The organism is Bradyrhizobium sp. ISRA430 (assembly GCF_029909975.1).
In the GTDB taxonomy this organism is placed as follows: domain Bacteria; phylum Pseudomonadota; class Alphaproteobacteria; order Rhizobiales; family Xanthobacteraceae; genus Bradyrhizobium.
The window spans coordinates 1,868,771-1,894,207 of the sequence record NZ_CP094516.1 but is presented as its reverse complement, the minus strand read 5'-3'; the positions used below and the strand labels follow the sequence as shown (position 1 = coordinate 1,894,207).

General features: G+C 63.7%; 25 protein-coding genes and 1 pseudogene. 15 read left to right on the top strand and 11 right to left on the bottom strand.

The window, feature by feature from the left end; translation table 11 throughout:
* Window positions 1-21 precede the first annotated feature (21 nt).
* Both MTX21_RS09680 and MTX21_RS09675 read right to left on the bottom strand, forming a co-directional pair.
* Complete coding sequence (locus MTX21_RS09680; RefSeq protein WP_280964573.1) at window positions 22-1,056, bottom strand: ATP-grasp domain-containing protein; 1,035 nt, start codon at window positions 1,054-1,056, stop codon at window positions 22-24.
* Window positions 1,053-2,081, bottom strand: a complete 1,029-nt coding sequence (locus MTX21_RS09675; protein WP_280964572.1) for a putative zinc-binding metallopeptidase — start codon at window positions 2,079-2,081, stop codon at window positions 1,053-1,055. Before MTX21_RS09675 ends, MTX21_RS09680 begins: the two co-directional genes overlap by 4 nt.
* Before the next feature lie 605 nt (window positions 2,082-2,686).
* On the opposite strand from MTX21_RS09675, the gene MTX21_RS09670 reads away from it, so the two are divergent.
* The 5 genes from MTX21_RS09670 (at window position 2,687) to MTX21_RS09650 (ending at window position 5,301) form a co-directional block, all read left to right on the top strand.
* On the top strand, window positions 2,687-3,160 hold the full coding sequence (locus MTX21_RS09670; protein WP_280964571.1) for a tellurite resistance TerB family protein: 474 nt from the start codon (window positions 2,687-2,689) through the stop codon (window positions 3,158-3,160).
* 2 nt (window positions 3,161-3,162) lie between these two features.
* Window positions 3,163-3,522, top strand: coding sequence for a hypothetical protein (locus MTX21_RS09665; protein ID WP_280964570.1), 360 nt, complete (start codon window positions 3,163-3,165; stop codon window positions 3,520-3,522).
* Window positions 3,519-4,157 (top strand): TerC family protein, encoded by a 639-nt coding sequence (locus MTX21_RS09660; protein ID WP_280964569.1) that lies wholly within the window; start codon window positions 3,519-3,521, stop codon window positions 4,155-4,157. The genes MTX21_RS09665 and MTX21_RS09660 overlap by 4 nt, the downstream gene beginning before the upstream one ends.
* Before the next feature lie 34 nt (window positions 4,158-4,191).
* Window positions 4,192-4,767, top strand: a complete 576-nt coding sequence (locus MTX21_RS09655) for a TIGR00645 family protein (protein ID WP_280964568.1) — start codon at window positions 4,192-4,194, stop codon at window positions 4,765-4,767.
* A 270-nt stretch (window positions 4,768-5,037) separates the two neighbouring features.
* On the top strand, window positions 5,038-5,301 hold the full coding sequence (locus tag MTX21_RS09650; RefSeq protein WP_280971368.1) for a hypothetical protein: 264 nt from the start codon (window positions 5,038-5,040) through the stop codon (window positions 5,299-5,301).
* Between the two features lie 120 nt (window positions 5,302-5,421).
* Here the strand turns inward: MTX21_RS09650 and MTX21_RS40065 are convergent.
* Window positions 5,422-5,613 (bottom strand): annotated as a pseudogene (locus tag MTX21_RS40065) (alpha/beta hydrolase); the annotation flags it as partial.
* 180 nt (window positions 5,614-5,793) lie between these two features.
* On the opposite strand from MTX21_RS40065, the gene MTX21_RS09640 reads away from it, so the two are divergent.
* Genes MTX21_RS09640 through MTX21_RS09630 form a run of 3 tightly spaced genes read left to right on the top strand, consistent with a single transcriptional unit; the run spans window position 5,794 to window position 9,322 of the window.
* Window positions 5,794-7,182 (top strand): 3-deoxy-7-phosphoheptulonate synthase class II, encoded by a 1,389-nt coding sequence (locus MTX21_RS09640; protein ID WP_280964565.1) that lies wholly within the window; start codon window positions 5,794-5,796, stop codon window positions 7,180-7,182.
* A 4-nt stretch (window positions 7,183-7,186) separates the two neighbouring features.
* Window positions 7,187-7,540, top strand: a complete 354-nt coding sequence (locus tag MTX21_RS09635) for a diacylglycerol kinase (RefSeq protein WP_280964564.1) — start codon at window positions 7,187-7,189, stop codon at window positions 7,538-7,540.
* 24 nt (window positions 7,541-7,564) lie between these two features.
* A complete protein-coding gene (locus MTX21_RS09630; protein ID WP_280964563.1) occupies window positions 7,565-9,322 on the top strand; it encodes an NAD+ synthase in 1,758 nt (585 codons plus the stop codon).
* Between the two features lie 181 nt (window positions 9,323-9,503).
* On the opposite strand, the gene MTX21_RS09625 is transcribed toward MTX21_RS09630, so the two are convergent.
* The 5 genes from MTX21_RS09625 to MTX21_RS09605 form a co-directional block, all read right to left on the bottom strand.
* Window positions 9,504-9,896, bottom strand: a complete 393-nt coding sequence (locus MTX21_RS09625; RefSeq protein WP_280964562.1) for a cytochrome C oxidase subunit IV family protein — start codon at window positions 9,894-9,896, stop codon at window positions 9,504-9,506.
* Between the two features lie 9 nt (window positions 9,897-9,905).
* Window positions 9,906-10,628, bottom strand: coding sequence for a heme-copper oxidase subunit III family protein (locus tag MTX21_RS09620; protein ID WP_280964561.1), 723 nt, complete (start codon window positions 10,626-10,628; stop codon window positions 9,906-9,908).
* A gap of 14 nt (window positions 10,629-10,642) precedes the next feature.
* Entirely contained in the window at window positions 10,643-11,347 is a 705-nt protein-coding gene (locus MTX21_RS09615) for a cytochrome c oxidase subunit 3 (protein WP_280964560.1), read from the bottom strand.
* Window positions 11,344-13,122 carry a cbb3-type cytochrome c oxidase subunit I gene (locus MTX21_RS09610; RefSeq protein ID WP_280964559.1) on the bottom strand — a complete coding sequence of 593 codons (1,779 nt, stop codon included), beginning with the start codon at window positions 13,120-13,122 and terminating at the stop codon, window positions 11,344-11,346. The genes MTX21_RS09615 and MTX21_RS09610 overlap by 4 nt, the downstream gene beginning before the upstream one ends.
* Before the next feature lie 80 nt (window positions 13,123-13,202).
* Window positions 13,203-14,036, bottom strand: a complete 834-nt coding sequence (locus MTX21_RS09605) for a cytochrome c oxidase subunit II (RefSeq protein WP_280964558.1) — start codon at window positions 14,034-14,036, stop codon at window positions 13,203-13,205.
* 555 nt (window positions 14,037-14,591) lie between these two features.
* On the opposite strand from MTX21_RS09605, the gene MTX21_RS09600 reads away from it, so the two are divergent.
* Entirely contained in the window at window positions 14,592-15,497 is a 906-nt protein-coding gene (locus tag MTX21_RS09600) for a DUF2189 domain-containing protein (RefSeq protein ID WP_280964557.1), read from the top strand.
* 195 nt (window positions 15,498-15,692) lie between these two features.
* Here MTX21_RS09600 and MTX21_RS09595 read toward each other — a convergent pair whose 3' ends face one another.
* The gene (locus tag MTX21_RS09595; protein WP_280964556.1) at window positions 15,693-16,880 is read right to left on the bottom strand and encodes a DUF2865 domain-containing protein; all 1,188 of its coding nucleotides are present in this window, start codon (window positions 16,878-16,880) and stop codon (window positions 15,693-15,695) included.
* A 127-nt stretch (window positions 16,881-17,007) separates the two neighbouring features.
* Window positions 17,008-17,313 carry a hypothetical protein gene (locus MTX21_RS09590; RefSeq protein WP_280964555.1) on the bottom strand — a complete coding sequence of 102 codons (306 nt, stop codon included), beginning with the start codon at window positions 17,311-17,313 and terminating at the stop codon, window positions 17,008-17,010.
* A gap of 285 nt (window positions 17,314-17,598) precedes the next feature.
* On the opposite strand from MTX21_RS09590, the gene cysS reads away from it, so the two are divergent.
* The 4 genes from cysS (at window position 17,599) to MTX21_RS09570 (ending at window position 21,870) form a co-directional block, all read left to right on the top strand.
* Window positions 17,599-18,978 carry a cysteine--tRNA ligase gene (gene cysS / locus MTX21_RS09585; RefSeq protein ID WP_280964554.1) on the top strand — a complete coding sequence of 460 codons (1,380 nt, stop codon included), beginning with the start codon at window positions 17,599-17,601 and terminating at the stop codon, window positions 18,976-18,978.
* A gap of 115 nt (window positions 18,979-19,093) precedes the next feature.
* On the top strand, window positions 19,094-19,585 hold the full coding sequence (locus MTX21_RS09580; protein WP_280964553.1) for a GNAT family N-acetyltransferase: 492 nt from the start codon (window positions 19,094-19,096) through the stop codon (window positions 19,583-19,585).
* Between the two features lie 178 nt (window positions 19,586-19,763).
* The gene (gene cimA, locus MTX21_RS09575; protein ID WP_280964552.1) at window positions 19,764-21,371 is read left to right on the top strand and encodes a citramalate synthase; all 1,608 of its coding nucleotides are present in this window, start codon (window positions 19,764-19,766) and stop codon (window positions 21,369-21,371) included.
* A 121-nt stretch (window positions 21,372-21,492) separates the two neighbouring features.
* Window positions 21,493-21,870, top strand: a complete 378-nt coding sequence (locus MTX21_RS09570) for a VOC family protein (RefSeq protein WP_280964551.1) — start codon at window positions 21,493-21,495, stop codon at window positions 21,868-21,870.
* 4 nt (window positions 21,871-21,874) lie between these two features.
* Here the strand turns inward: MTX21_RS09570 and MTX21_RS09565 are convergent, their stop codons facing one another.
* Complete coding sequence (locus MTX21_RS09565; RefSeq protein WP_280964550.1) at window positions 21,875-22,480, bottom strand: TIGR00730 family Rossman fold protein; 606 nt, start codon at window positions 22,478-22,480, stop codon at window positions 21,875-21,877.
* 200 nt (window positions 22,481-22,680) lie between these two features.
* Here MTX21_RS09565 and MTX21_RS09560 point away from each other — a divergent pair, with 200 nt between their 5' ends.
* Together MTX21_RS09560 and MTX21_RS09555 are read left to right on the top strand one after the other, a co-directional pair.
* Entirely contained in the window at window positions 22,681-24,636 is a 1,956-nt protein-coding gene (locus MTX21_RS09560; protein WP_280964549.1) for an ABC transporter ATP-binding protein/permease, read from the top strand.
* A gap of 73 nt (window positions 24,637-24,709) precedes the next feature.
* The gene (locus tag MTX21_RS09555) at window positions 24,710-25,414 is read left to right on the top strand and encodes a phosphatidylserine decarboxylase (protein ID WP_280971406.1); all 705 of its coding nucleotides are present in this window, start codon (window positions 24,710-24,712) and stop codon (window positions 25,412-25,414) included.
* Window positions 25,415-25,437 lie beyond the last annotated feature (23 nt).

Sequence of the window (25,437 nt, the reverse complement as noted above, 5' to 3'; positions counted from 1 at the left end):
TCGGCGCCTCCTTGCTGCCTTTCAGCCTATGGATACACCCGCTTTTGCCCGTCTCATTCCCAGAGCCAGAATGCGATGCAACAGGTCCGGGTAGTCGAGGCCGTCATGCCGAGCCGCTGTTGCGAATTCCTGGCTCTTGGCGATTTCGGGATTGGGATTCGCTTCAATGAAATACGGCGTGCCATCGGACGAGAGGCGAAAGTCGATGCGCGCATATCCATCGAGCCCCAGTGTCCGGTAAATGCGTTTCGCCGTTCGCTGAATACGGGCGGATACTTCCGGCGCGAGGTCGTCGGCGGGCCCATCTGCAATTCCGACGCGCTCCTGATAGGTGGGATCGTGTTTGGCCTTCTCGGTGGCGATGTGACGGGCGCCGTGGCCTCCCATGCTACCGAATTTCAACTCCCAAACCGGCAGAGCTCGTAGCCGATTATTGCCGAGCACGCCGACGTAGAGCTCTCGTCCCTCGATAAATTGCTCCGCGATGGCAGCGGTTTCGATCCGCTCGTGGATGAAGGCGACGCGCTCGGCGAGCTTCTCGTCCGTATCGACGACGGAAGCTTGCGAGATACCCCGGGATCCATCCTCGTTCAGGCTCTTGACGATAAGCGGCAGCGAAAGGCGGGCAGGCCTTTTGACTTTGCGACGCATCGGGAACACCGCGAAGGCCGGCACCGCGATCCGGCGATGATGCACCAGCGTTTTCGACAAGTCCTTGCCTCGCGCCAGCACCAGGCCGCGCGGACCGCACCCTGTGTACGGAATCTGCATCAACTCGAGGTAGCTCGCGATGTGCTGGTCATACGCAGTCTGATAGTGGAACTCCTCCAGTAACGTGAAGACCACATGCGGCTTGAATTCGTCGATCTCGTCGCGCACCGGCTTGATTTCCTCCTGAACGCCGAGCGGACGAACGTCATGGCCAGCCGCGCGCAAGGTACTTACGACGTCGTATTCCGTCTTCCATTCATTGATCTGTCGCTCGGTGTATCCGTCGGTAGAGTCCGGAGGCATAAAGTCCGGATGCATGAGAACCAGGATACGCAGGCGCCTCATAGCGCGATCCATTTGCGCTGCGACGGCCCGAACAGCGCGTGCATCGTCTTGGCAGTCAACAGGACGGTAAAGTCCATCACGAGCCTCCGCTCAGGGCCGACGGCACGCAGATCGAGCTCGCGGCAGCGGGAGATCATGCCGTCCAGCACAGCATCCAGCGTAAGTTGGTTCTCGCCGGTCCATCGTGCCACCAACTGCCTGATCTGGGCCCGGTGTCGCCTAATGAAGACTGATGCCGCTTCCTTCCGGCGATGCCGTGGATCGTTCGAAAAGAGCCGAGACAGGTCACGGTCGTAGGTCTTCGGTGGCTTGAAAGCGTAGAACGCCTGCTTCTTTTGGTAATGTTCACCAAGCGTCTGGTTGAGTTCGCGCAGTGGATCGACGCGCTCGTGCGTCGTGAGCAGCGGCGGTTTCCCCGCAATCTCGTCCATCAGTTCGTCGACATATTCTAGCTTCTTCAGCGCTGACCAGCCAGCATAACGTGTTCGCCAGTTGGACCGCGGCCGCAGCCACACGGCAAAGGTTTCGGCAAAGTCTTCGTCTGGATGGCTCTGCGCGTACCAGAGCCGAAGATGCTGGACATAACGCCGGCTGGCCGGATTGGGCCGGTAGTAGCGCGGGTAGTGCTTCGAAGAAGGGCCGAATAGCTTTTGCCAACGCCGGCGACGTTGAAGCTGGTAGCCGTGTTGCAAAGCATGACCCGCCTCGTGACGGAGGATAGCCATGCACTCGGACCAAGCGCCGCCCTCGACGTCGAGCATCATCTTCTTCTCGAGTTTCATCAGGCGGGGATGGGCGAGATAGAACGGGATGGCAATGCCGGGCACGTTTGCCGGACTAAACCATTCGCTCGATATCCACGTGTGTGGCCGCAGCCGGATGCCCCGCTCGCCGAGCTCCTCGTATAAAGTGTGGACGCAATCCTCGAGCCAGGTGCCTTTGACCGTAACCCTCAGGCTACTGAGGCGCTGCTTGAGCAACTGCTCATCCGACAGCGTTTCCCAAGCATATTTCCGGCGTCGCATAGGGCATCTGAAAGGCTATGAAAACTCGGCGCTCGGATGGTGTCACAGGACGTTGCCTACAACAACCGCGGAGTTTTTAAGGCGGCGTCGCTGTTCGGCCGTCCGTGTCGACTGTGGGGCAGCAGCCGACCCCAGTTTCGTCATTGCGGGCGCAGCGAAGCAATCCAGAGTCTTTCCGCAGCAACAGCCTGGATTGCTTCGCTGCGCTCGCAATGACGGTGTGGAGGCGGTTGCGTACACCTGGGGATGTTGCGGCGTCGTGACAGACGTGGGAGCATAAACAGCCGGATCGTGCCCCGGCGCGCAGGAACGCCGACGCCTGAGCTGGCTTGCCCGCATATCGCAACATGGAACCGATGCGGCGGCTGGTCGCACGGGTGCCGCCTTGATTCCGATCCGGTCGCCGTTATCTCTCAGAGCAACAAGAATCCGGGCCCCTCTGGCGAGGACACCGACGGTGTCGGTAAACCTCGCGATGTCGGATGACCTGTCCCGCGCGCGAATGCGATGGATCGGCCGATCGTCGGGCCCAGCCTGTCTGTTCTCTCCGACATCGTCCTCATCGCTCTTCCTCGCGGCCATTTGCGCAATGATGAGGAGCAACGATGTCTCACGCCAACCATTCAAATCCGCTCGAGATCGAGATCACGGAGCCGTCCAGCCTCAATGAGCAGGCTGCGGTGGCGCTGGTGATTGCCGGCGCGCTCGTCGCCGTCGCCGACCGGCGCGTCTCGCCTGTCGAGCGCGACGAGGTGATCCGCTTCATCAGGGACCGCGGACTGGCGCCGCACATCGGCGATGACAGGCTCATCGCGATATTCGACGAGCTCGCCGAGCGGCTCGAACAGCCCGATTTCGCCAACGTGGTGATCGACACGCTGCGGCCGGTCGCCGATCTGCCGCTCGCCGCCCATCTCATGGATCTGTCCGAGCGCGTCGCGGCCGCGGACGAGGACGTGCATCCTCACGAGGTGCAGGCGATCAAGCTGTTGCGCCTGCTGACGCTGGTGTTGCCACGGGCAAAACAGGTCCCGTCCCGCACCGCGCATGCCGTGCAACCTGCGGCCTCCGCGGAGTGAGCATGAGCACGATTCCGGACCAGCGCACGACGCGTGATGGCGCCCACGGCCAGTCGACCGGTGGCGACGCGCGCTTTGACGCGCTGGTTCATCGTCTGCCGCCGCGCATGGGCGATGCCGTCTCCTACCTGCTCCGTCCGTCAAGCCGCTGGGTCAGGATTCCTTCGGGCGCGCTGCTCGTCGTCGGCGGCGTGCTCTCCTTCCTGCCTGTGCTCGGCATCTGGATGCTGCCGCTTGGTCTGGCGCTGCTTGCCGAGGACGTACCCGCGCTGCGCGCCTCGCGTTCGAAGGTCCTCGATTGGGTCGAGCGGCGCAAGCCGCATTGGCTCGATCCGTCCGCAGCAAAAAATGATCCGCCATGACTGAATTTCTCGCCGCCGACGCGCTGGCTGCGCTGTTCCAGGTCGTGCTGATCGACCTGGTGCTGGCCGGCGACAACGCCGTCGTCATCGGCCTCGCCGCGGCGGGCCTGCCGGCGGACCAGCGCCGCCGCGCCATCATCGTCGGCATCGCCGCAGCCACCGCGCTCCGTATCGTCTTTGCCGGGATTGCGGCCCAGCTCCTGCAGGTGATCGGCCTGTTGCTCGCTGGCGGCGTGCTGCTGCTATGGGTGTGCTGGAAGATGTGGCGCGAGCTGCGCGAGCAATCTTCGCACAGGCGCGAGCTTGCGTTCAGCCATGGCGGCGGCGCAAATGGCGCACCGGCACCGCGAAAGACCTTCGGCCAGGCGGCGGCGCAGATCGTCGCTGCCGACGTCTCGATGTCGCTCGACAATGTGCTGGCGGTTGCAGGCGCGGCGCGCGAGCATCCCTACATCCTCGCCTTCGGCCTCTTGCTGTCGGTCGCGATGATGGGCGTCGCTGCGGACCTGCTCGGCCGCGTGCTGCAGAAGCAGCGCTGGATCGCCTATGTCGGTCTCGCCATCATCGTCTATGTCGCGGTCGAGATGATCTATCGCGGCTCGCTCGAGCTCGCGCCGGTTATTGCGAGCCTCTGATGCCAAAACTCTTGTCCGCAATCCGGAGTGATCAATGACGTCCAAAGCCCAAGCACCTTCCGCGGGCCAGCCGCCGATCGGCCTGTTTCCGAAGCTGATCTTCGGCTCGCGCTGGCTGCAGTTGCCGCTCTATGTCGGCCTCATCGTCGCGCAGGCCGTCTATGTGCTGCTGTTCCTGAAGGAGCTCTGGCATCTCGCCGCGCACTGGTTCGACGTCAACGAGCAGCAGATCATGCTCACCGTTCTCGGGCTGATCGACGTCGTCATGATCTCGAACCTGCTGGTGATGGTGATCGTCGGCGGCTACGAGACCTTCGTCTCGCGCCTCAATTTGCGCGGCCATCCGGACGAGCCGGAGTGGCTGAGCCACGTCAACGCCAGCGTGCTCAAGATCAAGCTCGCGATGGCGATCGTCGGCATCTCCTCGATCTCATTGCTTCGAACCTTCATCGAAGCGGGAAATCTCGGCACGACGCGCAGCAATTTCACCGAGACCGGCGTGATGTGGCAGGTGCTGATCCACCTGACCTTCATCATCTCCGCGATCGGCATCGCATGGGTCGATCGGCTCGCCGACAACGCGCATCGCAAGGAGATGGGGCACGGTTGAGGTCACCTCGGCTCGGTGTTGCCGTCACCGCACGGTGTGCATCGCACCGAGCCCAAGGTCGTCTGGATGAACCTGGCCGTCCGATACCTCCGAGCGGCCAGCTCTGGAGCCCGCCCGATCATTTGGTCAGGCGGGCTTCGCTTTTTAAGATCGTTAAAATTGTTCCCAACCCGCTCAGCGGCGGCAAACCCTGCGCGCAAGAACCGCGCCGCCTTAAACCTGAGCTTTGGAACCGACGTGCATCCTTCCCGCAAAAGGCGGGGCATCAGCATGTCTGTTCTCAAGGAGATCATCGCGGCCGTCGCGGGAGTCTGGGCGCTCCTGTTCGTGTGCGACGCATTGTTCGGCATCGGCGAGGCGCGCTTCGACGACACCTACTACAGCAGCGATTTCTACGCGCCGCGATCCAGGGAGTTTCGATTTGCAAGCGGCACGGCGCCGGCGGCGCGCGTCAGCGACGCCTTCGCGCAGTTCGCGCCCAGGGAACCAAGGTCCGGCAAGCGCTATTCGTCTCTGACGACGTTCATTCGTTAGGCCAGGGTCTCACTCCGCCTGGATCCATTCCGCCACGCCGCGCCACAGCGTGTCGCGGTGCTCGGCGCGGAAGAAGCTGAAATGGCCGATCGCCTTGGCGCCGACCTCGGACGGCCTCGCCGTCAGCACCTCGCGGTGGGCGAGGCAGGAGGCAAAGCCGCGACAGATCTTGCGGGGGACCGCGGTTGCCGAATCGATCAGGACGGCATGGCGCTTGGCGCCGCGCGGCAGGAACAGGGTGCCGGCCAGCGAATAGCCGTCGGTGGCCGGGAAGGTGATATCGTCGACGAAGACGTCCAGTGCCGCTTCCATGGGCGCCGGCGTCCTTCCAGTTTCCCCGCAGTTTACAGCAAATGCGAATTCGGCTTTCCTCGCAAGAGGTTGCAATGCGAAACGGATTTACAACTGGCGGTCGGTTGCCAGCCTGTGTATAACGCGGCCCTTCGCAACCCACAGATCAGGTTGTACTTTTTGCTTCACGGAGAGATTGCGATGTCCGAGCGGTGGACGCCCGAGAGCTGGCGCAGCAAGCCGGTGCTACAGGTCCCCGATTATCCCGACGCCAAGGCGCTGGCCGACGTCGAGGCGCAGCTTGCGACCTTTCCGCCGCTGGTGTTCGCGGGCGAGGCGCGCAACCTGAAGAAGGCGCTGGCGCGGGTCGCGGCCGGCGAGGCCTTCCTGCTGCAGGGCGGCGACTGCGCCGAGAGCTTTGCCGAACACGGCGCCAACAACATCCGCGACTTCTTCCGCGTGCTGCTGCAGATGGCGGTCGTGCTCACCTATGCCGGCGCCGTCCCGGTGGTGAAGGTCGGCCGCATCGCCGGTCAGTTCGCCAAGCCGCGTTCCTCGCCGACCGAGAAGGTGAACGGCGTCGAACTGCCGAGCTATCGCGGCGACATCGTCAACGACATCGCGTTCACGAAGGAGGCGCGCGTCCCGGATCCGCAGCGCCAGTTGATGGCGTATAGGCAGTCCGCGGCGACGCTGAACCTGCTCCGCGCCTTCGCCACCGGCGGCTTCGCCAATCTCGGCAGCGTGCATCAGTGGATGCTCGGCTTCCTCAAGGATAGCCCGCAGTCCCGCCGCTACAAGGAGCTGGCCGATCGCATCTCCGACGCGCTCAACTTCATGCGTGCCTGCGGCCTCGATCTCGAGAGCCATCCCGAGCTGCGCGCAACCGATTTCTACACCAGCCACGAGGCGCTGCTGCTCGGCTACGAGCAGGCCATGACCCGTGTCGACTCCACCACCGGCGACTGGTACGCGACAAGCGGCCATATGATCTGGATCGGCGACCGTACCCGTCAGCTCGACCACGGTCATGTCGAATATTTCCGTGGGATCAAGAACCCGATCGGATTGAAGTGCGGTCCTTCGCTGAAGGCCGACGAGCTGCTGAAGTTGATCGACGTGCTCAACCCCGACAACGAACCGGGCCGGCTGACGCTGATCGGCCGCTTCGGTTCCGACAAGGTGGCCGAATATCTGCCGAACCTGATCCGCGCGGTGAAGCGCGAGGGCAAAGTGGTGGTCTGGTCCTGCGATCCCATGCACGGCAATACCATCACCTCGACGACCGGCTACAAGACGAGGCCGTTCGACCGCATCCTGTCGGAGGTGAAATCGTTCTTCACCATCCACGCGGCCGAGGGGACGCATCCCGGCGGCGTGCATCTGGAGATGACCGGCAAGGACGTCACCGAGTGCCTCGGGGGCGCCCGTGCGATCACGGACGAGGACCTCAATGACCGCTACCACACGGTCTGCGATCCCCGCCTCAACGCCGAACAATCGATCGACATGGCATTCCTGATCGCGGAGCTGCTCAAGCAGGAACGTGCTGGCAAGGTCAAGCCGATGCCGGCCGTAGCGGGGCTTTGACACCTTGCTGCGGCTCTGGAAGGCCACGATCAATTCCCGTAACGGTCTGGCCTTTGCGATCCGCTCGGAGCAGGCCGTCCGCGAGGAGATTTTTGCGCTCCTCTTGTCGCTGCCGCTCGCCTGGTTCATCGGCGCGACCGCCATGCGCGCGGTCGAGCTGGTCTGCGCCGTCGCGTTCGTGCTGGTGGTCGAGCTGCTCAACACCGCGATCGAAAAGCTCGCCGACCGCCTGACCATGGACCACGACAAGCAGATCGGGCGGGTCAAGGACATGGGCTCGGCCGCCGTCGGTGTGGCGCTGCTGATGGCCGGTGCGTTCTGGATCTTTGCCCTGGTCGAGCGATTGGGATTCGTTTAGCGGGATGATCGGAGCGCGGCGCCCATGACCGAACGTCTCAACGAATTCGCGGTCACGCTCGCCCAGCTCAATCCGACGGTGGGCGACATCGATGGCAACGCCGAGAAGGCGCGTGCCGCGCGGGCGCAGGCCGCGGCCGACGGCGCCGACCTCGTGCTGTTCCCGGAATTGTTCATTGCCGGCTATCCGCCGGAAGACCTCGTGCAGAAGCCTGCCTTCCAGGCCGCCTGCCGCGCGGCGATCGAAAGCCTTGCGCGCGAGACCGCGGACGGCGGCCCGGCGATGCTGGTCGGCACGCCCTGGGTCGAGGAGGGCAGGCTCTACAATGCCTGCGCGCTACTCGATGGGGGACGCATCGCCGCACTGCGCTTCAAGTGCAACCTGCCGAATTACGGCGTGTTCGACGAGAAGCGGCTGTTCGCGCACGGACCCGCGGCCGGTCCCGTGATCGTGCGCGGGGTGCGGATCGGGGTGCCGATCTGCGAGGATATCTGGCTGGAGGAATCCGAGGACTACGAGAACGTCGTCGAGACGCTCGCCGAGACCGGCGCGGAGATCATCCTCGTGCCGAACGGCTCGCCTTACGCCCGCGACAAGGCCGACGTGCGCCTGTCGGTTGCGGTCGCGCGCGTCACCGAGAGTGGCCTGCCGCTGGTCTACCTCAACCAGGTCTGCGGCCAGGACGAGCTGGTGTTCGATGGTGCCTCCTTCGCACTCAACGGCGATCTTTCGCTCGCTGCGCAACTGCCGGCGTTTGCGGAGAGCATCACCACGCTGCGCTTCAGCAAGAATGGTGACGATTGGCGCTGCACGGGTCCGATCGCCGCGCTGCCCGAGGGCGACCAGGCCGATTACGCGGCCTGTGTGCTGGGCTTGCGCGACTACGTCGCCAAGAACGGCTTTCCCGGCGTGCTGCTCGGCATTTCCGGCGGCATCGATTCAGCGCTGTGCGCGGCGATCGCCGTCGACGCGCTCGGCGCGGATCAGGTGCACGGCGTGATGCTGCCTTATCGCTTCACGGCAGCGAGCTCGATCGCCGATGCCGGTGAGCTCGCCGGCCACCTCGGCATCCGCTACGAGGTCCTGCCGATCGCGGAGGCGGTGAACGGCTTCGAGAACATCCTTTCCGATATATTCAAGAATCTGCCGCCTGACATCACCGAAGAGAACCTTCAGTCTCGCACCCGCGGCACGCTCTTGATGGCGATCTCGAACAAGACCGGGCTGATGGTCGTGACCACCGGCAACAAGTCGGAAATGTCGGTCGGCTACGCCACGCTCTACGGCGACATGAACGGCGGCTTCAATCCGATCAAGGACATCTACAAGACGCAGGTGTTCCGCCTGGCGGCGTTGCGCAACGTGTGGAAGCCGGATGGCGCGCTCGGTCCTGCGGGCGAGATCATTCCGCCCGACATCATCGCCCGACCGCCGACGGCGGAGCTGCGCGAGAACCAGACCGATCAGGATTCGCTCCCGCCCTATGACGTGCTCGACGCCATCCTGGAGCGTCTGGTCGAGCGCGAGGAACCGCTGGACCAGATCATCGCCGCCGGCTTTGCGCGCGAGGTGGTCGTGCACATCGACCATCTGCTCAACGTTGCCGAATACAAGCGCCGCCAGGCCGCGCCCGGCGTGAAGGTGACCGGCAGGAATTTCGGCCGCGACCGCCGCTATCCCATCACCAACCGCTTCCGCGACAGGGGTGCACCGTTGCCCGCGCCGGACGAGACGCTCGTGTCAGCCGCCAGCCGCGCTTCGATCGACGCGTTCGAGGGGTAGCACCCGAGAGAGACGGGCGGTCTCGCTACACGCTTACCTGTCATCATCCGAGAAGGCGGATGATCCAGTACGCCGCGGCGGAGTTCGTCGGGGACGAGTCCGGCCAATGAGTACTGGATGCCCCGCCTTCGCGGGGCATGACAGTGAGAACTTGGCGTGACAGTGAGAACTCGGCTTGCCGCTACGACGGGGCTGCGAAGAACAGCACCCGAAGCAAGTGGGTGTATTCGGATTCGAGCACCATGATGGCAACAAATACCAACACCGCGATCGGCGGCGCCAGGATGGCATAGGTCAGGGCCAGCCGCTCCCAGGCCATGTGCATGAAGACGGCGACGATCAGGCCGGCCTTCACCACCATGAACAGCAGGATCAGCGACCACCTGAGAAAGCCATGAAGGCCAAAATAGTCGACGAGGAAGGAGCAGGTGCTGAGGACGAACAACCAGCCCCAGACCACGAGGTAGAGCTTGATCGGGTGCTGTTGCCCCTTCGTGTGAACGGCCGCTGTTGCGACTGCGCCATGCACCGGAGCGTGGAGCTGTCCTTCCATGTGTACTGCCGCGTTTGTCATGCGCCGACCTCACCAAAGATAGAACAAGGCAAAGATGAACACCCACACGAGATCGACGAAGTGCCAGTACAGCCCCATGATCTCGACGATCTCGTAATACCCCTTGCGGCTCGTGAAGAAGCCGCGCCGCTCGACGTCGAAGTCACCGCGCAAGACCTTCCGCGCAATGGCGATCAGAAAGATCACACCAATCGTCACGTGGGTGCCGTGGAAGCCGGTGATCATGAAGAAGCTCGCACCAAATTGCTCCGCGCCCCACGGGTTGCCCCAGGGCCGGACGCCTTCCCTGATCAGCTTGGTCCACTCGAAAGCCTGCATACCGACGAAGGTCGCGCCGAAGGCCGCCGTGACCAGCATCAGGGCTGCGGTTCTGACACGATCGCGGCGGTAGCCGAAATTGACGGCCATCGCCATCGTGCCGCTACTGCTGATCAGGATGAAGGTCATGATGGCGATCAGGATCATCGGGATATGTGTATCGCCGATGTTGAGGGCAAAGACTTCGCTGGTATTGGGCCACGGCACCGTCGTCGACATGCGTGCCGTCATGTAGGAGAGCAGGAAGCAACTGAAGATGAAGGTGTCGCTGAGGAGGAAGATCCACATCATGGCCTTGCCCCAGGACACGTTCTTGAAGGCGCGCTGATCGGACGCCCAGTCGGCGGCGATGCCGCGCCAGCCTTCAGGCCGCGCAGGCGATTGGCCCGGATTTGTCAGCACGGTCTCAGCCATCTGATCCTGCCTCCCTAGCTCAGCAATTGGCGACAGATGTTGACGAAATCGTCTGTCCAGCCTGTGAGGAGCCCGAGCAGGACGAGCCAGACCAGCAGCAGGAAGTGCCAGTAGATGGCGCACAGCTCCACGCTCAAGCGCATGTCAACGGTCGCGGCGCCACGCCACACCGTGGCTGAGGTTCGGCCGAGGGCCACCAGGCCGCCCGTCAGATGCAGTCCGTGCACCGCGGTCAACAGGTAGAAAAACGAATTCGCCGGATTGGACGCCACGAAATATCCGGCCGCGTTGAGTTGCTGCCAGGCCAGGAGCTGTCCGGCGAGGAAGATCACCGCAGATGCTCCGCCCGCGAGCAGGCCGACCATGACGCCCTCGGTGTTATCTCGGCGCGCAGCCACATACGAGTACTGCAGTGCGACGCTGCTGAGGACCAGGACGCCCGTGTTGAGCCACAGCAGCCGCGGCACGGGCAGCGCCCGCCAGTCCACCTCGTTCATGCGCATCGAGTAGGCGCTGATGAAGAGGACGAACAATGCGCCCGCGACGGCGAGAAACACGCCAAGTCCGATCTTCGCGGCCGGCCAGGTTATGGCATCACCGCCGGGGAAGTCACCAACCGGACCTTCCTCCAGCCAAGGCTTTGCCATTAGTCGCTGTTGCGACAGCCACCATCCGGCGATGACCGCGATCACAGCCAGGAACAGGATGATGGCGCTCACGAAGCAGCTCCCTGAACGACCTGCGTCGCGCGCGGCGGCTGGTTCTGCGGAATGAAGTCCTCCGCGGCACCGGGCACGCTGTAGTCATAGGCCCAGCGGTAAACGATCGGGAGCTCCTTGCCCCAGTTGCCGTGCCCGGGGGGCGTCTCCGGCGTCTGCCACTCCAGGGTCGTCGCCCGCCACGGATTGCCGCCCGAGGGCTTACCTTTGAACAGGCTCCAGGCAAGATTGAACAGGAACACCATTTGGCTGAAGCCGACGGTCAGGGCCACCACAGAGATGAAGGCGTTCAGTGAATGGGCCGAGGGCGGGATGAACGCCGCGTCGCCGAGCTCGAAATACCGACGCGGGACCCCGAGCAGTCCGAGATAGTGCATGGGGAAGAAGATCAGGTAGGCGCCGAGGAAGGTGGCCCAGAAGTGAAGCTTGCCCAGGACCTCGTTCAGCATCCGCCCCGTGACCTTGGGGTACCAATGATAGATCGCGCCGAGCACGACCATGATCGGTGCCACGCCCATCACCATGTGGAAATGCGCGACCACGAACATGGTGTCCGAGAGCGGCACGTCCACGACGACGTTACCGAGGAAGAGGCCGGTAAGCCCGCCGTTCACGAAGGTGATGATGAAGCCGAGGGCGAACAGCATCGGCACCGTGAGATGAATGTCGCCGCGCCACAGGGTCAGCACCCAGTTGTAGACCTTGATCGCGGTGGGGATGGCGATGATGAGCGTCGTGGTGGCGAAGAAGTACCCGAACTGCGGGAACATGCCGCTCACATACATGTGGTGCGCCCATACGATGAAGCTGAGTGCGCCGATGGCCACGATCGCCCAGACCATCATGCGGTAGCCAAAGATGTTCTTGCGCGCATGCGTGCTGATCAGATCGGAGACGATGCCGAAGGCTGGCAGGGCGACGATGTAGACCTCGGGGTGGCCGAAGAACCAGAACAGGTGCTGGAAAAGCAGTGGGCTGCCGCCACCATATTTCGAGAGAGTGCCCATCTCGACGAGGGAGGGCATGAAGAAGCTCGTTCCCAAGAGACGGTCGAGCAGCAGCATCACCGAGGCGACGAAGAGCGCGGGGAATGCCAACAGCGCCATGACGGTCGCCGTGAAAATGCCCCACACCGTGAGGGGCAGGCGCATCAAGGTCATGCCGCGGGTGCGCGCCTGGAGCACCGTGACCACATAATTCAGCCCGCCCATGGTGAAGCCGATGATGAACAGGATCAGCGACGACATCATGAGAATGATGCCCCAATCCTGCCCGGGCGTTCCGGAGAGGATTGCCTGCGGCGGGTACAGCGTCCAGCCGGCGCCCGTGGGGCCGCCGGGCACGAAGAATGTCGAGGCCAGCACCAGGACTGCGAGCAGGTAGACCCAGTAACTCAGCATGTTCACATAGGGGAAGACCATGTCCCGGGCGCCGACCATCAGCGGGATCAGGTAGTTGCCGAATCCGCCCAGGAACAATGCGGTGAGCAGGTAGATCACCATGATCATGCCGTGCATGGTGATGAACTGGAGGTACTGGTTGGCATCGATGAAAGAGAAGATACCAGGGAATCCGAGCTGCAGTCGCATCAGCCACGACAGCACCAGGGCAACCAGCCCGATGGCCGAAGCCGTCAGCGCGTACTGAACGGCGATCACCTTGGCGTCCTGCGAGAAGACATACCGTGTCCACCAGCTCCTCGGATGATAGAGGTCGACATCAGGTACTTCGGCAGGCGGGATGTCTGCGATCCCTTCATATGGAATATCGACCATAGAAAAACCTCCTCGGTCGTTTCCATCGGGAGCGACGCGTTGGTTGCACGCACCCGATCTGTCTTCGCGGCGGCACCTTGCTACTTGCTGCCGGCTTGATACGTCGCCTTCACGACGGCCTTTCCGGACGACAATTCTGCAAACGTTTTCTGTTGGTCCAGCCAGGCGTGATATTCATGCTCTTCGTCGACGATGACCTTGGCCCGCATCTGATAATGGGCAGCGCCACAAAGCTCCGCACAGAGAACGTCGAACGTTCCGGTTCGGATCGGTGTTATCCAGAAATACGTCACCACGCCTGGAACCATGTCCATCTTGGCCCGGAATTCGGGCACGTAGAAATCGTGCAGGACATCAACCGAGCGGAGGAGAACCTTGACCGGCTTTCCCACTTGAAGGTGCAGGTCGCCGTTCTCGATCACGACGTCGTCCTGCGATTGTGCATCGTCGCGATTGAGCCCCATCGGATTGTCGGGTCCGATGTTGCGGACATCGGATGTGCCGAGCCGCCCATCCTTGCCCGGAAGGCGGAAGCTCCATTGCCATTGTTGGCCCATGACTTCGACCTCGGTGGCATTCGCTGGCACCGTCACGAACTGGTGCCAGACCACGAGCCCGGGCGCCAGCATGGCCGCGACGCCGACGCCGGTCCCGACGCTAAGCCACCATTCGAGCTTTTTGTTTTCCGGATTATAGTCAGCCCTTCTTCCCTCCTTGTGGTGAAAGCGGAAGACGCAATAGGCCATGAAGGCGATGACCGCGACGAAAACGAAGCCCGTGATCCAGAACGTGATGTTGATGGTGTGGTCGATATAGGCCCAGTTCGTGGCGATCGGCGTCCACCACCACGGGCTGTAGAGGTGAAACAGCACCGAGCCGATCGCGACCAAAAGCAGTATCAGTGCGACAGCCATCCTGATCCATCCTTGCCATCAAAGGCTGCGGATACGAATCCGGGGCGGAGCTCACGTCTGTCGCGATGGCTGGCTTTTCTTGGTTGGCGTCTATGCCATCGCCGGCCTCTTGCCTCGCCCATTCCACTGGTCGCGACAGCAAGAGAACCGTCGTGACCACCAATCTCATCGGAGCTAAGGGCGTCTGCGTTTAAAGATGATCCCAGCCGAACCCGGCGTCAATAGAGCATGTCGGCGTGCTGATGTGGCGCGGGCGTTGCTGTCGCCCGGGAAATCGGCAGAGCGTCGGTTGCACCTGTTAGGTGGCGGCCGCTTGGTTGACGCAACGCACAAATATGTGCGGATGCACAATTCACCCAACCGTGAGTGCAGTCGTTTTCCGTGCGCGCTAAGCTTGTGATGCAGGTCGCGACGGGTTCCGTCCGGCCAGGCTCGTTTCGCTGAACCTGGGTTGCGGTACTCGGCCCATCGCGTTTCTCGCTCGAGAGGCGGACACGCGTGGCTGAAAAGCGCGTGTTATCGAAACCGCGATTTTCAGCACGGGAGGGTGCGTTCATGGCCACTCTGTACTCCCACGACATCTTGAGGCGGCATGTATTCGGCGAAGCGGCCTCGTATCCCATCCGCAAGATCAGTTTGTCCGACCTGACCGAGGCGCTGCGCCTGGGTTGGGAGGATTTCCAGGCGATGCCAAGTCACGCGCTCGTTGTGTGCGTGATTTATCCCGTTCTCGGTCTCGTCCTGTTCAGGATGGTCCTCGGTTATTCGGTGCTGCCGCTGTTGTTTCCGCTGGCCGCCGGGTTTGCCTTGATCGGTCCCTTTGCCGCGATCGGTCTCTACGAACTCAGCCGTCGCCGCGAGCGCGGCGAAGAGGTCGGTGCCTGGGACGCGATCAAGGTGCTGCGCGCGCCGTCGTTCGGCGCGATGCTCGAGCTTGGCGTGCTCCTGCTCGTCCTGTTCGGGGCCTGGATCGGTGTCGCCAATGCAATCTACGTCACGATCTTCGGCAACGCGCCGGCTGCAAGCATCCCCGACTTCGCAACGCGCGTGCTGACGACCCCGGAAGGCTGGTGGCTCATCATCGTCGGTTGCGGTGTCGGCTTCCTGTTTGCGGTCGCGGCCCTGTGCATCAGCGTCGTGTCGTTTCCGTTGATGCTCGACCGGCATGCGACTGCGATCGATGCGATCCGCACGTCGCTGCGAGTGGTGGCGGCGAATCCGGTTGCGATGGCCGGATGGGGCCTCATCGTGGCAGCGTTGCTCGTGCTCGGCTCGCTGCCGCTGTTCGTCGGTCTCGCTGTCACTCTGCCGGTGCTCGGTCATGCCACCTGGCACCTCTATCGGCGGGTGGTCGAGCCGAATCCGAATCCCCCGGACGAGCCGCCGCCGCCCCCGAAGGGGAGGCGCTATGCAGCGGATTTTCCCGCCAACCTCTTCCCGTGGAGCCGCGAGGGCGAGTAGCGCCGAGAGCGCCGGTTGCGACGTTCGAGGGATAACGGTTGCGAGTGAGACGGGCGATTGCGCCCCCGTTGATCGCTGTCACCATCCGCGAAGGCGGATGATGAGTACTCCGCGGCAGACGTCATAGAAACCGACTGGTGCCGCGGAGTACTGGATGCCGCGCCTGCGCGGGGCATGACAGTTGCACAAGGAGGCCTACTTCTGCTGCTGCGGCAGGAAGGTCGGCCCGACCGAGCGGATCGGCTTGTTCTCGGAGGTTGCAGCCGTGGTCGTATCCGCAGGCGGTGCCGCGGCCGGCGTGTTGGCCGTGACCGGCGGCGGCGCGCCCTTCTTGGCATTGGCGGGCGTGCCCTTGGCGAGCTGCCGCTGCTGCATCTTCTTGGCGCTCTCCTCGGTGACGATGATGTCGCCCTGCTGCTCGGCGGCGGCCTTGTCGTCGACCGATTTCAGCGCGTCGGCCCAGCTCTGGCCCGCAGCCTTGCATGAGCAGGACGGGTTGAACTCGCTGCGGAATTTGAACGCATTCGGCAGCGCCGTGTAGGGCTGGCCGCTGACCGAGACGGCGGAGTTCATGTCCTCGCCGGGATTGCGATAGGCATAGAGTGACGCGTCCGCCGCCGGGCACAGCGCCTTGCAGGTCTTCTCGTCGTCGGGGAACCGCGCCGGCACGGTCGCGAACGAGATCGGGAAATAGGCGCCGTCGCAGGTACGGACACATACGGTACGATAGGTGCCGGACTGCGGGCCGAGATCGGCCGGCGGCGGGGCGCCGGGCGGATTGTTGGCGCTGTTGCCGCCGCCGAACAGATTGCTCAGGAAGTTGCCGCCCTGTGACTGCGCCGCGTTGGCATATTGTGGCCCGCAATTGTTCTGCGCGAGCGCGAGCAGCACCGAGCGGCGCTGGTTGTCGCGCTCGGGGCTGAAGCCGCCGGGGCCGCCGCCGCGCAAGCGCTCGAGACTGGCGGTGATCTGGTCCAGATTGGCGCGCATCTGCTGGATCTGGGTGTTGACTGGACCGCATTGTGCCGACTGACCGCTGAACAGCGAGAAGAAGCCGGAAGAATCGCAGCCCATGCGCTTGGCCTGCATCGTGACGCGATCGAGCTCGGCCTGCTGGCGGGTCTGGGAATCCTGGTAGCGACGGATCTGGTCTTCGCGCGCCGGATCGCCACCCGCGCCGCGGTCGAGCGCGGCGAGTTGTCCCTCCAGCCGCGCGCACATCGGGTTCGGCCCGAGCCCGCCCTGCGGGGGTGGAGGCGGAGGTCCGGGCGGACCTGCCTGCGCGAATGCGTCAGTGGCGAGCGTCAGCGCGCTCAGAAGCACGGCACTTGCAAGGAGGAAACGAGAGCGAGGCAGGGACAAAAATTCAGGCATATCCGCCATTCTAGCGAGGTCGCGGCCCCACGGACGGTGGTGCCAAAGCGCGCCTTCCAATACCCGCTTCTCGGGGCATCGTCACGTCGTTTCCGGGGTGCAGATTGGGTCTAAGACCCGCCAGTTCTGCGCGAATTCAGCGCTGACAGGTGATTGCAACATATTCGTCGCAATGGCCATGGGAGCAGTTTGCGCCGGGTTTGGGGACGGAGCCGGTAATTTCGTCGGGATCGACCCGACGATAGGCCGAGGCCTGGGCGAAATCCCGCGACTGGCAATAGGTGCGCGCGATCTGCGCGCCGCATTTCTCGCCCCTGGCGAGGCATTGGTCGATGCCGTAGCCGTCTGCCTGGCTATTGATGATGAAGACGCGGGTCTCCGCCGATGCAGCGGTCGCAGCGACGATGAAGGCACTGGAGAGGAGCGCGAGCAGGGGTCGCATGGTGCACCGGGGGCTGGGGGAACCGCCAGCTTCCGAATAAACTCAAAAGGTTAAGGATGATGAACGATCATGGCGAGGCGAGCGCGCTTTGCGGAGAGAAGACGGCATTTTCGCGGCTCCCTTGACGCCGGGCCCCTTCGTGGCCCATATGTTCCCGCATGAACGGTCTCCTCGCCATTTGCGCCATTTGCGAGATTACGAGCTAGCGATTCGCTGGCTGGAGCCGTCTTTTCTCAAAACCATTGAGAGCATTGGACGCCCGGCCAACAGCCGATGGGTATCCATATGGAATTGCGCCTTTACGATACGCTGACGAAGGACAAGCGGCCGTTCGTGCCGCTCGATGCGAAGAACGTCGGCATGTATGTCTGCGGACCGACGGTCTATGACTTCGCCCATATCGGCAATGCGCGGCCCGTGATCGTGTTCGATGTGCTGTTCCGGCTGCTGCGCCATCTCTACGGCGAGGCACACGTCAAATACGTCCGCAACATCACCGACGTCGACGACAAGATCAACGATCGCGCCGCGCGGGATTTCCCCGGCCTGCCGCTGAACGAGGCGATCCGCAAGGTCACCGAGGAGACGGGCAGGCAGTTTCATGCCGATGTCGATGCGCTCGGTGCGCTCAGGCCAAGCGTCGAGCCGCGCGCGACCGAGCATATCGGTGAGATGCGCGAGATCATCGAAAAGCTCGTCGCCGGCGGCTTTGCCTATGTCGCCGAGGATCACGTGCTGTTCTCGCCGCAGGCGATGAATGCGGCCAACTCGGAGCTGCCGCGCTACGGCGCGCTGTCGAAGCGTTCGCTCGACGAGATGATCGCCGGCGCCCGCGTCGACGTCGCGCCCTACAAGCGCGATGCGACTGACTTCGTGCTGTGGAAGCCGTCCAAGCCCGGCGAGCCGTCATGGCCGTCGCCGGCGGGCATCAAGGCGCAGGGCCGTCCGGGCTGGCACGTCGAGTGCTCGGCCATGGCCTGGAAGCATCTGGGTAAGCATTTCGACATTCACGGCGGCGGTATCGATCTCGTGTTTCCGCACCACGAGAACGAGGTCGCACAGAGCTGCTGCGCCTTCCACCAGTCGCGCATGGCGAACTACTGGATGCACAACGGATTCCTTCAGGTCGAGAGCGAGAAGATGTCGAAGAGCCTCGGCAACTTCATCACCATCCGCGACCTGCTCGCGGATTGGCCGGGCGAGGTGCTGCGCCTCAACATGCTCAAGACGCATTACCGTTCGCCGATCGACTGGACCCTGAAGTCTCTGGAAGAGAGCGCCAAGACGCTCGACGACTGGTATCGCCTTGCGGCCGACGTCGAGCCCGGCAAGCCGGCGGTGTCCGTGATTGAACCGTTGCTCGATGACCTGAACACCCCTCTGACGATTGCGGCGCTGCACGGCCTGCGCAGCGATGCGGGCGCTTTGGCGGCATCGTTGCGCCTGCTCGGCTTCCTCTCCGAGAGCGCGGCGCAGTGGGAGGGGCGCAAGCAGCAGGCGAGCGGCATCGATGCCAAGGAGGTCGAGCGCCTGATTTCGGAGCGGACCGCGGCGCGTGCGCGAAAGGACTTCAAGGAGTCCGATCGCATCCGCGATCAGCTCGCCGCGCTGGGGGTTGCGATCAAGGATTCCAAGGAGGGGACGAGTTGGGAGGTTGCGCGATGAAGCGGCCCGACACGCCCTTTCCCAGGCATTGGCTCTACTACATTGCGCTGAAAATCCTGCTTCTCGCGGCGGCCGTGGCGCTGGCGCTGAAGCTCTATGGGATGTGGTGAGGACGATGGGACAGACTTTGCCAAAACCTGGCTTGCGACCCTTCCTGCCGGCCGACGTGCCGGTCCTCGCCGCGATCTTCGCCGCAAGCATCGAGGAGCTGACCGGCGACGACTACAACGAGGCGCAGCAGGAAGCCTGGATGGCGGCGGCGGAGGACGAGGAATTCGGCCGCCGGCTCGCCGCCGACCTGACGCTGATCGCCACGCTCGACGGTTCGCCCGTGGGCTTTGCCTCGCTGCGCGGCAATGATCAGATCCGCATGCTCTATGTGCACCCGGCAGTGAGCCGGCAAGGGATTGCGACCATGCTGGTCGATGCGCTGGAAAAGCTCGCCGGCGGCCGCGGCGCGAAGAGCCTGACGGTCGATGCCAGCGACACCGCACAGGGCTTCTTCGCCAAGCGCGGCTACGCTGCCCAGCAGCGCAACAGCGTCACTGTCAACGACGAGTGGCTGGCCAACACCACCATGAAGAAGACGCTCGGAGCACCGCAATGAGCAAGGAGCGCCTTTATCTCCTGGGATCCTCTCTCTTCTCCCTCCCCCCTTGCGGGGGAGGGTTGGGGAGGGGGGTAGCCACAAACTCCCATCTCTCCCAGGGCACCCCCCAGCCGGCGATGCTGCGCATCGTCGACCTCTCCCGCAAGGGGGGAGGTAACAACAACGGACGGCGTTCATGAGCACGCAAGCAAAAGAGCGCCTCTATCTGTTCGACACCACGCTGCGCGACGGCGCGCAGACCAATGGCGTCGATTTCACGCTGGCCGACAAGCAGATCATCGCGACAATGCTGGATGAACTCGGCATCGACTATGTCGAGGGTGGTTATCCCGGCGCCAATCCGCTCGACACCGAATTTTTCGGCACCAGGCCGGAGCTCAGCCATGCGCGTTTCACCGCCTTCGGCATGACGCGTCGGGCAGGCCGCTCAGTCTCCAACGATCCCGGTGTGGCCGCGCTACTCGAGGCAAAGGCCGATGCGATCTGCTTCGTCGCAAAATCCTCGGCCTATCAGGTCCGCGTCGCGCTCGAGACCACCAAGGACGAAAACCTCGCCTCGATCCGCGACAGCGTCAGCGCAGCAAAAGCCGCCGGCCGCGAGGTGATGCTCGATTGCGAGCATTTCTTCGACGGCTACAAGGAAGACGCGAGCTTCGCGCTCGCCTGCGCCAAGGCGGCCTATGAGGCCGGCGCGCGCTGGGTCGTGCTGTGCGACACCAATGGCGGCATCATGCCGCACGAAGTCGAGGCCATCGTTACCGAGGTCCTCGAGCACATCCCCGGCGATCACGTCGGCATCCACGCCCATAACGACACCGAGCAGGCGGTGGCGAATTCGCTCGCTGCAGTGCGCGCCGGCGTGCGGCAGATCCAGGGCACGCTGAACGGGCTCGGGGAGCGTTGCGGCAACGCCAATCTCTGCTCGCTGATCCCGACGCTGAAGCTCAAGAAGGAGTTTTCGGACGTCTTCGAGATCGGTGTGACGGGCGAGAAGCTGGCAAGCCTGGTAAAGGTCTCGCGCATGCTCGATGACATGCTCAACCGCGCGCCGAACCGGCACGCGGCCTATGTCGGCGAGAGCGCTTTCGTTACCAAGACCGGCATCCACGCCTCGGCCGTGCTGAAGGATCCCCAGACCTACGAACATGTCGCGCCTGACGCGGTCGGCAATCACCGCAAGGTGCTGGTGTCCGACCAGGCGGGCCGCTCCAACGTCATTGCCGAGCTCGACCGTGCCGGCATTGCTTACGAGAAGAGCGATCCGAAGCTGACGCGGTTGGTCGAGGAGCTGAAGGAGCGCGAGGCGGCCGGCTACGCCTATGAATCCGCCAACGCCTCGTTCGAGCTCCTGGCGCGTCGCACGCTCGGCAAGGTGCCGCATTATTTCGAGGTCGAGCAGTTCGACGTCAATGTCGAGCAGCGCTACAACGCGCTCGGCGAGCGCGTCACCGTGGCGCTGGCCGTGGTGAAGGTCGACGTCGCCGGCGAGCACCTGATCTCGGCGGCCGAAGGCAACGGCCCCGTCAACGCGCTTGACGTCGCACTGCGCAAGGATCTCGGCAAGTACCAGAAATACATCGAGGGCCTGAAGCTGATCGACTACCGCGTGCGCATCCTCAACGGCGGCACCGGCGCGGTCACGCGCGTCCTGATCGAGAGCGAAGACGAGAGCGGCGATAGCTGGACCACGGTCGGCGTGTCCCCGAACATCATCGACGCCTCGTTCCAGGCGCTGATGGATTCGGTGATCTACAAGCTCGTGAAGTCGGGCGCGCCGGCGTAGGCGCACAAATACCGTCATTGCGAGGAGCAAAGCGACGAAGCAATCCAGACTGTCTCCGCGGATACACTTCTGGATTGCTTCGCTTCGCTCGCAATGACGAGGAGAGGGGGAAGCGTCACCAATGATCGACCACATCTCCGTCGGCGTCGGCGATCTCGAACGCTCGGCAAGATTCTACGAAGCAACCCTCGCGGCCCTCGGGCTCGCGCGGCTCGTCACGCGGCCACGGACGGTCGGCTTCGGCAAGTCCTACCCCGAGTTCTGGATCAACCTGCGCGAGGGCATGCCGTATGTATCGCCCGAGAGCGGCGTGCACATCTGCCTGCGTGCGAGGACAACGTCTGAGGTCGATGCGTTTCACGCTGCGGCGCTTGCGGCGGGTGGCGCATCGGACGGTGTGCCGGGCATCCGTCCGCATGACCGCGTGCGCTACTACGCGGCCTTCGTCGTCGATCCCGACGGCAACCGGATCGAGGCGGTGACGTTTCCGGCGGAGTAGGCCGTTAGAGCCGCCGCGCCACGTCCGGCGCGAGATCCTTCTCCGCCTCGGCGACCTGCGCCGCAGCCGACTTCAGCTTCGGCAGGATCTCCTCGACGCGGTCGGCCTTGAGGATGTCGACCTTGAGGCCGTCGCGAATGAATTGTGTCTGGCGCATGTGCGACAGCAACGAGAACAGCGGCTCCCAGAAATTATCGATATTGGCGAGCAGCACGGGCTTGGCGTGACGGCCGAGCTGCTTCCAGGTGAGCTGCTCGACCAGCTCCTCCAGCGTGCCGACGCCGCCCGGCAGCGCCACGAAGGCGTCGGAGCGTTCGAACATCAGCCGCTTGCGCTCGTGCATGTCGGGGGTGACGATCATCTCCTGCACGCGGGTCAGCGCGTTCTCGCGCAGCGTCAGGAAATCCGGAATGATGCCGGTGACGCTGCCGCCATGATCGAGGGTCGAGGTTGCAACCGCTCCCATCATGCCGAGCGAGCCGCCGCCATAGACGAGGCGGACGTTGTTCTCGGCGAGGGCCTTGCCGAACGCTTTGGCGCCTTCGATGAAGCGGGGATTTGTTCCAGGGCCGGAGCCACAATAGACACAGACGGTTTTGATCGTGCTCATTGGCTCCATGATGCATTGCAGCGAAGGGGCGTCAAGCCCAATCGGTGATTCGCGTACCCCGAAGATCTACCGGTAAATGACGACAAACAATCAAAGAATTGGTTCCTGGCGGGGTGCGTTCAGGCGCGGAAGCCTCTATATGACAGGCGAAAATTGCAAATCTCAACGGGCCCGCATCCGGCGGGCCTTCAGGCTTTTGGATGGATCACCCTCATTCGCCCGTCGGCGCCGAAGCGCCCCAAGCGGCCGCCACATTGCCGGAGCGGGCTACCCTGATCGGGACGCTGGCGCATCTGTGGCCCTATATCTGGCCGAGCGACCGTTTCGACCTGAAGATGCGCGTGGTCTGGTCGATGGTGCTGTTGCTCGCGGCCAAGCTGATCACGCTGACCGTGCCGTTCAGCTTCAAATGGGCGACGGATGCGTTGACCGGCGCCAACACTGCGCCGCTACAGGCTGACAACTGGCATCTCTGGGTGATCGCATCGCCCCTGCTGCTGACCGCGAGCTACGGCGCGATGCGCATCCTGATGGCGGTATTGACGCAGTGGCGCGACGGCATCTTTGCCCGCGTCGCCATGCATGCCGTGCGCAAGCTCGCCGCCATCACCTTCATCCACATGCACGAACTGTCGCTGCGCTTCCACCTCGAGCGCAAGACCGGCGGTCTGACGCGCGTGCTCGAGCGCGGCCGCGAGGGCATCGAGGTCATCGTGCGCATGGTGATCTTGCAGCTCATCCCGACCATCGTCGAGGTCTCGCTCTTGATGGCCGTGCTGTTCTGGCAGTTCGACTGGCGCTACGTGGTCGCCACCCTGATCACCGTCGCGGTCTACATGTACTACACCTACATCGCGACCGAGTGGCGGATCGGCATCCGCCGCAAGATGAACGATTCCGACACCGAGGCGAACACCAAGGCGATCGACTCGCTGCTCAACTACGAGACGGTGAAGTATTTCGGCGCCGAGGCGCGCGAGGCGCAGCGCTACGACCGCTCGATCGCGCGCTACGAGGAGACCAGTACCCACAGCTATACCTCGCTCGCCGTGCTCAACACCGGCCAGGCCGTGATCTTCACGCTGGGACTCACGGCGACCATGCTGATGTGCGCGATCGGCGTGCGCCAGGGACACAACACGGTCGGCGATTTCGTGCTCATCAACGCCATGATGATCCAGCTCTACCAGCCGCTCAATTTCATGGGCATGGTCTATCGCGAGATCAAGCAGGCGATCATCGACATCGAGAAGATGTTTGGCGTGCTGGGACGCGAGGCCGAGATCAAGGACGCGCCGAATGCGAAGCCGCTCATGGTCTCTTCGGGCACCGTGCGCTTCGAGGACGTGCGCTTCGCCTATGAAGCGGCGCGGCCGATCCTCAAGGGCATCAGCTTCGAGGTGCCGGCCGGCAAGACGGTCGCGATCGTAGGTCCCTCGGGCGCCGGCAAATCGACCATCTCGCGCCTCCTGTTCCGCCTCTATGACGTGTCCGGCGGAAAGATCCTGATCGACGGCCAGGACATTCGCGACGTCACGCAGGGCTCGCTGCGTGCCTCGATCGGCATGGTGCCGCAGGATACCGTGCTGTTCAACGACACCATCCGCTACAACATCCGCTATGGCCGCTGGGACGCCAGCGACGCCGAGGTCGAGCAGGCGGCACGGCTCGCGCAGATCGACCATTTCATCCGCATGGCGCCGAAGGGTTACGAGACCCAGGTCGGCGAGCGCGGGTTGAAGCTGTCGGGCGGCGAGAAGCAGCGGGTGGCGATCGCGCGCACCGTCCTGAAAGCGCCGCCGATCCTGGTGCTGGACGAGGCGACCTCGGCGCTCGACACGCATACCGAGCACGAGATCCAGGGTGCGCTCGACCGCGTCGCCAAGAACCGCACCTCGCTTGTGATCGCGCACCGGCTTTCCACCATCGTCGGCGCCGACGAGATCATCGTGCTGGAGCAGGGCCGCATCGCCGAGCGCGGCACCCACACGAGCCTGCTCGCGCTCGGCGGCCTCTATGCCGGCATGTGGAACAGGCAGCGCGAGGCCGAGGCGGCGCGCGAGAAACTGGCAAGGATGGGCGAGAGCAGCGAGGCGCCCAACCGGGAGCCGCCGCCGGTCCAGGATGTCCTGACGACGCCTGCGGCCGCCGAGTGACCTTGTCTCTGATCCCAACTCTGGCCTAAACAACTCCGGCGCGCGTGGCGCGCAATCAACTCTTCAGCGGCAGATAGCGATGTCCATTCTCGATTCGATCCAGCGTCAGATCCCGCCGATCCACAAGGAAGGCTATCCCTTCATCGGCGCCTTCGCGCTGGTAAGCCTCGTCCTGTTCTGGCTGTGGTCGCCGCTCGGTTGGATCGGGACCGTGCTCACGGTGTGGTGTGCGCTGTTCTTCCGCGACCCCGTGCGCGTGACTCCGGTGCGCGAGGGGCTCGTGGTGTCGCCGGCCGACGGGCGCGTGTCGATGATCACGATGGCGCTGCCGCCGGCCGAGCTCGGCCTCGGCGATCGCCCGCTGCCGCGGGTCTCGATCTTCATGAGCGTGTTCAATTGCCATGTGAACCGCAGCCCAGTGGCGGGCAGGGTGGACCGCATCGCCTACCGGCCCGGCCTGTTCATCAATGCCGAGCTCGACAAGGCGAGCGAGGACAATGAGCGCAATTCGCTGGTCATCTCGACGCCCACGGCGCGGATCGGCGTGATTCAGATCGCGGGGCTGGTGGCAAAGCGCATCGTCTGCTTCGTCAAGGAAGGGCAGGCGATCGGGGCCGGCGAGCGCTTCGGCCTGATCCGCTTTGGCTCGCGGCTCGACGTCTATCTGCCGCTCGGCACCAAGGCCCTGGTCTCGGAAGGGCAGACCGCGATCGCCGGCGAAACGATCCTGGCCGATCTTTCCGCCGACGACCCGGGCCGCACCTACCGCGCCAATTAACCATTACATCGGCGAAAGGGGCG